11 protein-coding genes and 1 riboswitch are annotated in these 12,575 nt (G+C 48.2%); of the genes, 7 read left to right on the top strand and 4 right to left on the bottom strand.

Translation table 11 applies throughout. The annotated features are described in order from the left end of the window. Positions 1–93: 93 nt before the first annotated feature. The 3 genes from AAHB90_RS17740 to rocD all read right to left on the bottom strand — a co-directional run bounded on the left by AAHB90_RS17740 (position 94) and on the right by rocD (position 4,370). Complete coding sequence (locus AAHB90_RS17740) at positions 94–1,608, bottom strand: GH3 auxin-responsive promoter family protein (RefSeq protein WP_342086535.1); 1,515 nt, start codon at positions 1,606–1,608, stop codon at positions 94–96. Between the two features lie 111 nt (positions 1,609–1,719). Next, on the bottom strand, positions 1,720–3,111 hold the full coding sequence (locus tag AAHB90_RS17735; protein ID WP_342086534.1) for a S41 family peptidase: 1,392 nt from the start codon (positions 3,109–3,111) through the stop codon (positions 1,720–1,722). Then, on the bottom strand, positions 3,108–4,370 hold the full coding sequence (gene rocD, locus AAHB90_RS17730) for an ornithine--oxo-acid transaminase (protein ID WP_342086533.1): 1,263 nt from the start codon (positions 4,368–4,370) through the stop codon (positions 3,108–3,110). The genes AAHB90_RS17735 and rocD overlap by 4 nt, the downstream gene beginning before the upstream one ends. Before the next feature lie 146 nt (positions 4,371–4,516). Between rocD and AAHB90_RS17725 the strand changes: the two genes are divergently transcribed. The 7 genes from AAHB90_RS17725 to AAHB90_RS17695 all read left to right on the top strand — a co-directional run bounded on the left by AAHB90_RS17725 (position 4,517) and on the right by AAHB90_RS17695 (position 10,498). Then, entirely contained in the window at positions 4,517–4,753 is a 237-nt protein-coding gene (locus AAHB90_RS17725; RefSeq protein WP_342086532.1) for an addiction module protein, read from the top strand. An 8-nt stretch (positions 4,754–4,761) separates the two neighbouring features. Continuing rightward, a complete protein-coding gene (locus AAHB90_RS17720) occupies positions 4,762–5,064 on the top strand; it encodes a type II toxin-antitoxin system RelE/ParE family toxin (RefSeq protein ID WP_342086531.1) in 303 nt (100 codons plus the stop codon). A gap of 44 nt (positions 5,065–5,108) precedes the next feature. Beyond that, a riboswitch (TPP riboswitch) is annotated at positions 5,109–5,203 on the top strand. A 70-nt stretch (positions 5,204–5,273) separates the two neighbouring features. Further along, positions 5,274–7,721: a TonB-dependent receptor gene (locus tag AAHB90_RS17715; protein WP_342086530.1), complete on the top strand. Its 2,448-nt coding sequence runs from the start codon at positions 5,274–5,276 to the stop codon at positions 7,719–7,721. Positions 7,722–7,821: 100 nt separating this feature from the next. Then, positions 7,822–8,499: a DUF433 domain-containing protein gene (locus tag AAHB90_RS17710; RefSeq protein ID WP_342086529.1), complete on the top strand. Its 678-nt coding sequence runs from the start codon at positions 7,822–7,824 to the stop codon at positions 8,497–8,499. Beyond that, on the top strand, positions 8,496–8,894 hold the full coding sequence (locus tag AAHB90_RS17705; RefSeq protein ID WP_342086528.1) for a PIN-like domain-containing protein: 399 nt from the start codon (positions 8,496–8,498) through the stop codon (positions 8,892–8,894). Before AAHB90_RS17710 ends, AAHB90_RS17705 begins: the two co-directional genes overlap by 4 nt. A 48-nt stretch (positions 8,895–8,942) precedes the next feature. Continuing rightward, positions 8,943–9,971 carry a uroporphyrinogen decarboxylase gene (hemE, locus tag AAHB90_RS17700; RefSeq protein ID WP_342086527.1) on the top strand — a complete coding sequence of 343 codons (1,029 nt, stop codon included), beginning with the start codon at positions 8,943–8,945 and terminating at the stop codon, positions 9,969–9,971. 2 nt (positions 9,972–9,973) lie between these two features. After that, positions 9,974–10,498 (top strand): D-glycero-alpha-D-manno-heptose-1,7-bisphosphate 7-phosphatase, encoded by a 525-nt coding sequence (locus AAHB90_RS17695; RefSeq protein ID WP_342086526.1) that lies wholly within the window; start codon positions 9,974–9,976, stop codon positions 10,496–10,498. A gap of 241 nt (positions 10,499–10,739) precedes the next feature. Here the strand turns inward: AAHB90_RS17695 and AAHB90_RS17690 are convergent, their stop codons facing one another. Next, entirely contained in the window at positions 10,740–12,218 is a 1,479-nt protein-coding gene (locus tag AAHB90_RS17690) for an arginine decarboxylase (RefSeq protein WP_342086525.1), read from the bottom strand. Positions 12,219–12,575 lie beyond the last annotated feature (357 nt).

Here is a 12,575-nt window from a genome sequence, read left to right as displayed (position 1 = left end):
CCATCGGCTGTCGGCCTTCCGTTTTTTGTGAGCCGTCATTTAATTAAAATCGTATTCAAAAAAGCCGACGGCCGATAGCCGACCGCCGAAGTATTATAAACTGCCCAGCAAATCATCCAGATACTCCCGCGTGTTGCTGAGCCTTGGCACTTTATTCTGGCCGCCGAGCTTGTGCTTCCTGCCCATCCAGGCGTAGAAAGTGCCTGCGGGCGCGAAATGTACCTGCGGACACGTAAGGGCCATGTCTTTGTAACGCTTGGCATCATAGTCGGAATTGACTTCCCGTAATGCAGTATCCAGCGCCTGGACGAACGCTTCACGGTCCTCTGGCTCTTTGGTGAATTCTATAATCCATTCATGACAGCCTCTCGAGCCGTCGCCCATGTACACGGGACCGGCAGTATAATTGGCCACCAAGGCATCGGTCTGGTGTGCCGCTACCTTAATCGCGTGGTCCGCATTCTCGACAATCACCTCTTCACCAAATGCATTAATAAAATGCTTCGTGCGCCCGCTTACCTTCACACGGAACGGATAGATAGAGGTGAATTTCACGGTATCCCCGATAAGGTAGCGCCATAGGCCTGCATTCGTCGAGATCACCATGGCGTAGTTTTTCCCTACTTCCACTTCATTCAGCAACAATGCCTGGGGATGTTCCTTGCCGAGCTCCTCAATGGGTATGAATTCGTAAAAAATGCCGTAATCGAGCATTAGCAGCATTTCTCCTACCCGGTTAATATCGTCCTGGATCGCGAAAAAGCCTTCGGAAGCGCTGTAAGTTTCAAGGTAAAGCACCTGATCGGACGGGAAATATTTCGTCATGAACAAATCCCGGTAGGGCTCGAACGACACCGCGCCGTGCACGAAAACTTCAAAATCAGGCCACACTTCCAGCATATTCTTTTTGCCGGTACGTTCGAGAATCTGGTCGAGGAGCACGATCGTCCAGGTAGGCACGCCGAGAATGCTGGTCACATTCTCCTGCGAGCAAATCGACGCCATTTTGTCCAGCTTGCCTTCCCAGTGGTCCATTAACGCGACTTCCAGCGGTGGCGTACGCATAAATTCCGCCCAAGACGGCAAGTTTTGCATGATTACCGCCGAGACGTCGCCGATCTGGGTATAATCATCAAAAGGATTCGCATGCAAAGTACCGCCGATCGAGAGGCCTTTTCCGTCAAAAACACGGGTATCCGGGCGGTTGTTGATCAACAGGGTCATCATGTCCTTACCGCCTTCGTAATGACATTCTTCAAGCGCCTCGGGGGACACGGGCAGGTATTTACTTCTCGCATTTGTCGTACCCGACGATTTGGAAAACCATTCGATCTGCGACGGCCAGAGTACATTGGGCTCACCTTTCAGCACGCGCTCGATGTAGGGATAAAGTTGTTCGTAAGCTGAAATGGGTACCTGTTCCTGGAATTCTTTTACAGATCTGATCTGCCCGTAATTGTAGCGGCTGCCCCATTCGGTGTAGCGGGCAGTTTCAATCAACTCGGAAAATATACGCTGCTGGGTTTCAATGGGGTACTTCATAAACTGTTCGATCCGTTCGAAGCGCCGCTTCAAAAACCAGACAGTCATATCATTTACCAGCTTCATAAAGGTCAATTAGTTAGAAATAAGCAAGTCTGTAAAAATAGCAATAAAAAATGGTGCTAGAACAGTTGGAAGCCGTTCTCGCACCATTCAAAAAAATACATCGGCCGATCGCTATCTGTCGTAGAACATGTTGCTGCCGCCCGCTTTGCGGCTGATCGACGATGACAATTCCGCACTTGCTTCTTCCTGCAATACGCGCGCGCTGCGCCCCTGGCGCGTTACATGCGTACCTGTGATCCGGAACAGCGCCTCGCCCAGCAACGGGTCGCGAGGGTCGCCGTAAGGATAAAGGATATTGCCTTCGCTCACCTTCACATCCGGTTCAAAGCCCACATTGTAGTCCGACTTTTTATCCCTATTCAAAGATTTTGAAACAATAGGCTGCAACCCCACTTTGATGCCATTGTTCTCATCAGCGATCGTTATCGACCCCACATTCTTACCGACAGTTTTGCCGCCGACCAATGTAACCGTCATAAAAGGTTTCAGACCGTTGATCACCAGCTCACTCGCAGATGCCGTACGAGACGATACCAGCACCACGAGGTGTTGCAGATTACTGCCAAGATTCTCGCTTTTGGACAAGAACTTGTCGTAGAAATAGGATTCGCCATATTTTTTGAGACTCGTTTCGGTAACCTGCTTGTTGTACTCCTTGTAATAAAATACGTCGTTGGCTGTAACCTTGCCGATGAGGCTGGCCAGATTTGTCGCTGAACTTACATAGCCTCCGGGATTATAGCGCAAGTCGAGGACCAATGCATTGACATTGCTGTTCTTAAATTTCGAAAAAATAGCATCCAGTTTTTTGTCGTACGCCTTGTTGCTTGTCTGATACGGCTCCGGGATGAACTGGTGGTAAACCACATAACCTATTTTACTGGCGCCGACAGTATAAACCGAGTCGAAAAATACCGGATCTTCCTGCAACACAACCGGTGTTACATCCCTGGTTGTCGTGGTTTCCTTCAATATGCCATCCTTGATGTCAGCCAGGGTGTAAGTTGCCTTGTCCTGGGTATTCAACAATTTGGAATAATTCGAATCCGTCAGTTTCTGTCCGTTCACACTGCTGAAAACATCGCCGCGCATAAAACCAGCCTTCGCGGCGGGCGAGTCAGGGATTACGTAGAGGACAATGCCGACCACATTGCTGGTATTAGCGGGAAAATATACGAGTTTGTATTCCATTCCGCTGGTTTTCGACTCGCCTCCCAAAGATGCTTCGAGCTCTTTGGCACTTTCCTGCATCCAGGAAAACCGGTCGCCATCCGGGCGCGCTGTCGCGTCATACTTGTAGAGCAGCGAGTTGAAAAAATCGCCGGGCGTTTTGTTGTAATCCGGCGACGAGGTAATATGATCCGTCCAATAATACCAGTATTTCATATTGGTATAGATCCATTGGTTGGTTTCGGTATCATTTTTTGGATCTACGTTTTTGTCCTTACACGAAAAAATAAGCGCGGACAGCACAATCACAGGCAGGAAAAGTCTCAGTTTCATAGATTTCCGTTCATTTCTAAAAATACCTCTTCAATAATACGGCAAGCTTCGTCCATTTGCGGCTCACTGATGACCAACGGGGGGGCGAAACGAATTTTGTTGCCGTGGGTAGGCTTACATAACAGCCCTTTTTCCATCATCTTATAACAAAGGTCCACGGCTGTGTTGCTGTCCTCGGAGTCGTTGATCACAATCGCATTGAGCAGCCCCTTTCCTCTAACGCTTTCGATCAGAGAACATTGCTTTTGGAGTTCCTGCAGACGTCCGCGGAAGATCCGGCCCATTTGTTCGGCATTATCCGCGAGGTTTTCGTCCTGTACTACCTGTAATGCGGCGATCGTCACGGCACATGCCAGCGGGTTACCTCCATACGTGGATCCGTGCTCGCCGGGAGCAATCGTCAGCATCACCTCGTCGTCGGCAAATGCAGCGGAAACCGGCATGGTACCGCCAGACAATGCTTTCCCGAGAACGAGTATGTCCGGCTTTACACCTTCCCAGTCGCACGCCAGGCGCTTGCCTGTGCGCCCGATGCCGGTTTGCACCTCGTCGGCGATGAAAAGGACATTGTATTTCGTGCACAAATCGCGGACGCCTTTCAGGTAACCTTCATCCGGCACTACTACACCCGCTTCTCCCTGAATGGGCTCCACCATAAAACCGGCAATATCCGGGTCACTTTTCAGTACATTTTCGAGGGCGCCAAGGTCGTTATAAGGAATGATTTCATAGCCCGGAAGAAATGGCCCATAATCATTGGTCGACGACGGGTCCGTCGAAGAAGATATCGCCGCCAGCGTCCTGCCCCAGAAATTACCGGCCGCATACACTGTTTTGGCTTTGCCGGGCTCGATACCCTTTACTTTATACGCCCATTTCCTCGTCAGTTTCAGCGCCGTTTCACCACCTTCGACACCGGAGTTCATCATCAGCACTTTGTCATACCCGAAGTATTCGCAAAGGAACTTCTCGCATTCGCCGAGGCGGTCGTTATAAAATGCACGGGAAGTAAGCGTCAGCTTTTGTGCCTGCCGGATCATGGCATCCACAATTTTCGGATGACAATGCCCCTGGCTCACGGCGCTATATGCCGAAAGGAAATCGAAATACTGCTTTCCTTCCACATCCCACAAAAAAACTCCCGCACCCCGCTCGATAACTACCGGCATTGGTTTGTAGTTATGCGCCCCATAGCGGTATTCGAGCTCTATGGCATGTTGGGAGAAGGTTATATTCATTGTGTCTGTATAGTTTGGCATGGTGTAAGTATCGATACGATGTTGGTTTAAGTTAGGTAAAATTAAGCAAAACCGTTAGAAAATTGGGGCGAAACAGATTTAAACGCCTGGCCGACTTTCACTATATTTGTTAAAAGGCAAAAAGCGACACTATTCGGCAGGCTATCATGAAACTTCAATATATATCGGGGCACAGAAGCGTAACAAAAGGCTTTTTGATACCAATCGGCGAATGGAATGGATTAAAAGCTAAATCTCGGAATGTCGGCAGGGAGGAAATGCCCGAAATACCCGATTGGCATAAAAAATTGCTGGTAGAAAGGATCGAGGCATATGAAAATGGGCTTGAAGAATTATTTGATACCGACGAAGCTTTAAACGACATTGAAAAAGACCTGTACTAATAACTTTAATGTACAAAACCGTATTCCTGAATCGGGCCAGGAAGGACATCCGGGATGCTGCGCAATGGTATGACAAACAGCAATCGGGCTTAGGCAAGCGATTCACACACGCTATAAGAAGTAAACTTGTCTTGATCGGTGAAAATCCTTATCAATACGCAGTTCGTTACAGAAAAACACGGACGGCATTGCTCTGGCGTTTCCCTTTCATGATTCATTTTGACGTGGATGCACAGCAGCGGATTGTTGTCATATTGGGTGTTTGGCATACAAGTCAGGACCTTAGTGAAGGACAGGGCCGCAAACAATAAGCGCTTTTACTTGAAACATCCCGCGCGAACACTTAATTTTACATCATAATCTCAAGGGGTGCCCTACCGAACGGGCTGAGATCATACCCATTTAACCTGATCCGGGTAATGCCGGCGTAGGGAGAGAAAGCCGGAACCGGCTGTTTCTATTACACATTTTATCGAACTTTCTGATAGGTGGCCCCTGCCTGTTGTAATTATTGATCGCAATGCGAAAAATTACTACCTATCTGCTGGTGCTGCTGTTGAGCACCGCCTCACTCCTCTCTTTGGCCCAAAGAACTGTTTCCGGGCGTGTTACCGATGCCGAAGACGGCAAACCGCTTCCTGGTGCCACGATTAAAGCGGGCGCAATCCGCGGGACAAGTACCGATAAGGACGGGAATTTTGTTTTGAAAAATATCTCCGCGAATATCGACGCCCTCGACATTTCCTATGTTGGTTACCAAACCTCGAAAGTATCTCTCGGCACTCCTAATGAACTCGAAATCAAACTAAATAAAAGCACTTACCAGGCCGACGAGGTGATCATCAACGCCACCCGCGTGAACGATAAGACCGGTATGGCCTATACCAACGTCACAGCCGCGCAAATCGACAAGCAGAATATGGGGCAGGACCTGCCCGTGCTCCTTAACTTTTCTCCTTCCCTCGTGAGCACAAGCGACGCGGGCGGGGGCGTGGGCTACACAGGCATACGCATACGAGGCTCCGACGCGACGCGCATTAACGTGACCGTCAACGGCATTCCTTATAATGATGCTGAAAGTCAGGGTGTTTTTTGGGTCAACATGCCCGACTTCGCCTCGTCGGTCAGCAGCATTCAGATACAACGCGGAGTGGGTACTTCGACGAATGGCGCAGGTGCATTCGGAGCTTCGGTGAATATCAATACCAATGCGTTTCGTGAGACGGCTTATGCGGAATTGAATAACTCTTACGGGTCTTTCAATACATTTAAGAACACATTGAAAGTGGGTTCGGGATTAATCAAAGACAAATTCACATTCGATGCGCGGTTATCCCGGGTTTCGTCGGATGGCTTTGTGGACCGGGCTTCTTCGGAACTGCATTCCCACTACTTGTCAGGCGGGTATTTTGGCAAGAAGAGTTTTGTAAGGGTGAATGTGTTTTCGGGTAAGGAGCGCACTTACCAGTCGTGGAACGGCGTACCGGAAGCTAAGCTACGTGGCGATCGTGAAGGCATTCTATCCTACATCGACAGAAATTATTTAAGCGAAAAAGACGCCGCAAATCTCCTCAATTCCGATAACCGCACTTATAATTCCTACACATACAAAAACGAAGTCGATAACTATCGCCAGGACCATTACCAGATCGTCTCTTCCCATAACCTGAGTAATAAACTGACATTTAACCTCAACGCTTTCCTCGTCCGGGGCCTTGGCTATTACGAACAATACCGCGCCGGCGACGATTACAGCAAATACAACCTTCCAAATGTGATCGTAGGCAAAGACACCCTCACCAGCACCGATTTTATCCGTCGCCGCTGGCTGGACAATTACTTTTACGGAACCACTTTTTCATTCGATTATAACAGCTTCAAAAAGCTGACGGCAAGTTTTGGCGGTGGCTGGAACCAATATGATGGCGATCACTATGGACAGATCATTTGGGCGCGCAATGCCGGAAACATCGAGAATGAGCATCAATACTATTACAGTACGGGCAAAAAGAAGGATTTTAACCTATACGGAAAAGTCTATTACACATTTACAGATCAGTTGACGGCCTTCGCCGACCTGCAATACCGTCGCGTGAGCCATGCCATTCACGGAACGGATAATGACCTGGTGAACCTTGCATTTGATCAATCCTATTCATTCTTTAATCCAAAGGCTGGGCTGACTTACCAATTGGCAGAACAAAGTTCTGTCTATGCCTCATATAGCGTCGGGAACCGCGAACCTAACCGAGATGATTTCACCAATTCCACTGCTGATCTGTTCCCGAAAAGCGAGCGTTTGCAGAATATCGAAGCCGGTTTCCGGACGCAGCAGGGCAAATGGGCTTTCGCGGCGAACTATTATCTGATGAGTTACAAAAACCAGCTCGTACTCACCGGTCAGATCAACGATGTGGGCGGTTCGGTGCGAGTGAATGTGCCTAAAAGCTACCGCACCGGCATCGAACTGGAAGGAGCCGTGGCTTTCAACCGCTATCTGAAATGGAATGCGAATGCCACTTTCAGTCAGAACAAGATCAAAAACTTTACGGAGTACATCGTCAACTACGACAATGGCGGATACACGACAGTGGATCACGGCAAATCGGATATTTCATTCTCCCCGAATGTGATCGCCGGGAGCCAGTTCACTTATTCACTCAGAAAGAACCTCGAACTCGCATTGCTGACGAAATATGTGGGTAAGCAATACCTGGACAACACCTCGACCGAAACCCGCAAACTGGACGCCTATCTGACCAATGACATTCGTCTGTCGTGGACTATCAAACCATCTTGGGCGAATGAAATCGCATTCAACCTGCTCGTAAACAATGTACTGGATGAGAAGTACGAATCGAACGGCTACACGTACGGATACATCGCCGGAGGTGCGCTCACGCAGGAGAATTTCTACTTTCCGCAGGCGGGACGGAATTTTTTGGTTGGGGTTAATTTTAGGTTTTAAACCCAAACATCACTTTTCTAACGGTTCAGGCAATGCTGCCTGAACCGTTTTTTATTTCTTAAATTGCCGTATTGGTTCTACTTCATTCTCACACTCACAGATGGAAACCTTCGAAACACAAAATGTTATTGGTGTAGGCACTGGCATTTATACTCTTGCCGATGTTGCCAGCATTCTTCGGTTGCCTGCCGCAAAAGTTCGCAGATGGATGCATGAGTATTGGCAGCTCCGGTTCAGTTCGTCATCATATTCAGAATTCTCTTATAGATCGGGGAAAGAACTTGTCACCAACTTCCTCACATTAATCGAGTTTTTCACGTTCTACCAGCTTCGGCAGGAAGGAGTTAGTGCGCAAAAAATTGTAAAGGCCCACCAGATTCTGTCGAAGACATTCCGTACAAAATACCCTTTTGCTAAATCTAATCTTCTGACCGACGGGGAACAGGTTCTATTCGACGGCGATGCAGGAAACATTATTCAGGCTGATGAAACACTGCAAATCAATATCAAAGAAGCGATTGAACCGTTTTGCAAAAAGGTGGAATTTAGCGACGACGACCTGGTCAAACGTTTTTACCCAATGGGCAAGGATCACAGCATTGTCATCGACCCCAAGAGACAATTCGGCCAGCCGGTGGTTGGCAATACCAATATCCTGGCGGAAACCATTTACAACCTTCACCGCGGCGGAGAGTCCGTTGAAACAATCACCAGCTTGTATGCACTGTCAGTAGACCAGGTCAATGATGTAATCAACTATTATAGTAAGGCGGCATGACAAAAATTTACATCGATGAGAACCTTCCCCTGAACATTGCAGAAGGATTGAATATTCTTGAAGCTCCGAACCGTGACGGATTTGAAGTACTCTCTATCAAGAAGGTTTTTGGAACCGGCACTTCTGACGAAGATTGGCTCGCTAAAATTGGCCACGAAAATGCAGTCGTTATTACGCAAGACTACAATATTCACAGAAATCATCATCAGCGTGAGCTATACCGGCAGCACAATGTTGGTGTGTTCTTTCTAAGCCCGCCTTCCAAGACCGGTTATCAATATTGGGAGATGGTCGAACAAATCATCAAACGCTGGCGCGATATAAAGAAGCATTGCAAAGGCAAACGACCATTTGCCTTTAGGTGTACATCGCGAACCGACTTTGAGCTACTATAAATCCACCCCATTGCTCAGCCATAACCACTTTCTCCCTACCTTTGCCGCATGAATCTGAAAAATGACCTTTTGCTTCGGGCGGCGCGGGGGGAGAAGACCGAACGCACGCCTGTTTGGATGATGCGCCAGGCCGGAAGGATCCTGGCCGAATACCGGGCCGTTCGCGAGAAGGCCGGGAGTTTTATCAAGCTTGCTACTACACCTGAAATGGCAGCGGAAGTGACCCTGCAACCTGTGGATTTGCTGGGCGTAGATGCTGCCATTATATTTTCCGACATTCTCGTAATCCCCGAAGCAATGGGGCTGCCTTACGAAATGGCGGAACAGCGGGGGCCGGTTTTCCCATCGACCGTCCATAATTTAGCAGACCTGCAAAAGTTACATATCGCAGAGCCCGAAACGGATCTGAAATATGTGTTGGACGCTATCAAGATCACCAAACAAGGCCTGGCCGGCCGCGTTCCGCTGATCGGTTTCGCGGGAGCGCCTTTCACGATCTTCTGTTATATGACGGAAGGCAAAGGCTCCAAGACATTCTCGGTCGCCAAAAAACACTTGTATGCCGACCCCAAATTTTCACATACATTACTACAACAGATTACCGACAGCACAATCGCGTACCTGAAAGCGCAAATCGTTGCCGGTGCTGACATTGTACAGCTTTTCGATTCCTGGGCCGGCATACTGTCGCCTGAACAGTACCGCGAATTTTCATTGCCCTATATCAAACAAATCTGCGATGCCATTACCGAAGTGCCGGTGACCGTATTTGCCAAGGGTGCATTCTTCGCCAGAAAAGAAATCGGTGAACTAAGCTGCTCGGTCGTTGGCCTCGACTGGAACATGGACATCGCCGAATCGCGCGAGCTGATCCCGAATAAGACATTGCAGGGCAATCTTGATCCTTGCGTACTGTATTCTTCTTTCGATCAGATCCGGGCGGAAGTGAAGAAAATGGTAGGCCAGTTTGGTACGCAGCGCTATATTGCCAACCTCGGCCACGGCGTGTATCCCGACACCGATCCCGACAAGGTAAGGTGCTTTATAGAGGCCGTCAAAGAGTACTCTTCATTGTAAATATGGCTTTGCATCAAAATAAATGCGTATTCCTCGACCGCGACGGAGTGCTCAATGAGGACTGCCCGGATTATCTGTATAAGCTGGAAGAGTTGGTGATTCCGGAAGGAGTTCCCGAAGCTTTGAAATTGCTGAAAGAAGCAGGCTATTTGCTGATCGTCATTACCAATCAGGCAGGGATTGCAAAAGGGCTTTACACGGCCGATAACGTGTACGCCATCCACGAGGCAATGCAAAAAGTGTCGGGGAATGCCTTAGATGACCTGTATTTCTCGCCCTATCACCCGGCATATTCCGGCAATTCGTTGTCGCGGAAGCCGGGCTCACTGCTGATTGAAAAAGCAATGGCCAAATATGACATCGATCCCACGCAATCATGGATGGTTGGCGACCGGGATAGGGATATGGAAGCAGGAAAGAATGTGGGTTTGAGAACGGTGCATATTATCCCGCATGCAGAAGAGTCGACGGGAGATTATGCCGCTGTAAATTTGCTGGAAGCCGCCAGGCTGATATTGGAGCAGTAAATTAAGCTTTTACTGCCGGTGCAGGCTGGATTTTTTGTACTGATCCGTAAGCAGGGCAGGCGTGTTTGGTGCAAGATGATGCAACCGCCAATGTTCCGCAAACAGCCAGAAGAAGTAAGATCTTTTTCATTTTCCAGTTCGTATAAGTTTTTGTCACTACAAAAATATAAAATTAAGTTCTTTGAATGAGCGTTTTAGCCTGACTAATAACGAACTCATTCAAAGAACTTTATATACGGCATCAGATTTTTGTTTCTGCCAACTCTTCTTCGGGCTCCACGCGTGGCTTTTCCACAACCTGCTTTCCATCCTGCGCTCCGAAGGGCTCCTCTTTGAAACCCAGGATCCGCAACATCGAATCGCTGTTCTGCTCATCGGCAAAAACACGTGTGGTAATGCGGCCTTCTTCGTCGCGGTCCACGAGCACGTGCTTCGGCGCAGGGATCAGGCAATGCTGAATACCTCCGTAACCGCCTAGCGATTCCTGGTAAGCGCCCGTGTGGAAGAAACCGATGTATTGCGGCTCGTTATCCTCGAAAATCGGCATGTACAAATCGGCGCTGTGCATTTCGCTGTTGTAAAAATCCTGCGAGTCGCACGTCAAACCACCGAGGTTAACCTTCTGATAAGGATTATCCCAGTTGTTGATCGGCAGCATGATGTATTTCTGGTTCATGCCCCACGAATCGGGAAGCTGGGTAATGAATGATCCATTGATCATATACCAAAGCTCCTTATCATTTTGAAGCTTCTTATCAATGATTTCATAAATCACCGCGCCGCTTTCGCCCACGGTGTAGCTACCGAATTCAGTGAAAATATGTGGTACCGGCACGTTGTTCTTGTTGCAGATCCACTGGATGTTCTCGATGATCTCGTCGATCATCTGCTGGTAATCGTAGCCGGCCTGCAATGAAGTCTGGATCGGAAGACCGCCGCCAATGTCGATCGAATCGAGATCGGGACAGAGCTTCTTCATCTCGCAGTATTTGAACATGAAGCGCGTCAGCTCACTCCAATAATAGGCACTGTCCTTGATACCTGTGTTAATGAAGAAATGCAGCATTTTGAGCTTGAAGCGAGGGTTTGACTCGATCTTCTCCTTATAAAGCTGCTGTACATCGTTATAGCGGATGCCCAGACGCGAGGTGTAGAATGCAAAATTCGGTTCCTCGTCCGTCGCAATGCGCATTCCGAAATTGACCGTGTCAGCCGTCACCTGCTGCTCGTACGATTCGATTTCTTTGAGGTTATCCAGGATAGGCACCACATTGAATCCTTCGTTGATCAGCTCGCTCAGGTACTGTGTGTAACGCGGCAGCTTGTAGCCGTTCGCAAGAATATACGTGCCCTTGTTCACCTTGCCGCGACGGTAAAGCTCCCGGATAATGGGGATATCGAAAGCGGAAGACGTCTCGATATGGATATTATGCTTCAACGCTTCTTCCAGCACGAAGCTGAAATGGGACGATTTCGTGCAGTAGCAATAGGTATAGGTGCCCTTGTAGTTATGTCTTTTGAAGGCATTCCGGAAGAACATGTTGGCATTCTCGATGTGTTCCCCGATCTTAGGCAGATAATTAATCTTTAATGGCGTACCATGTTCCTTGATGATATCCATCAGGGGTACATTGTTGAACAGCAATTGATTATTATCGACGTTGAACTCCATGGTTGGAAACTCGAACGTCTGCTGAATCAGGTCAATGTAGCTTTTCATTGATTTGTTTGTCGCGATGGCAATTAGTGAATTGGGTGTTAAAAAATAGGAACGAAAACGACCCGAAAATTGGGCAGAATATGTGTCATTTCCAAACACGGATCACCGTCAAATCATTCCCATTCGAAAGCAATTTATCTCTCTATTTGCCAAGTTCATACCTGAAAATACCCGCTTAATAATTTTTTAATTGACCAACCGGCTGCTCACTGCCTATTTTCAGGCCGGAAATCCGGAAATCGGAGCACACTTCCCCGGTTCTCTCCTCATTTCCAGTGTTTTGTACTGAGACTATTTATTCTCGATATAATCCTATTCAAGATATTTACATTTCTCAACAGCTAAAAACCATTCCTA

It is taken from the genome of Dyadobacter sp. OTU695 (assembly GCF_038440355.1).
Lineage (GTDB): Bacteria > Bacteroidota > Bacteroidia > Cytophagales > Spirosomataceae > Dyadobacter.
Note: the sequence above shows the minus strand (reverse complement) of the source record. Positions and strands in the feature narration are given on the sequence as shown.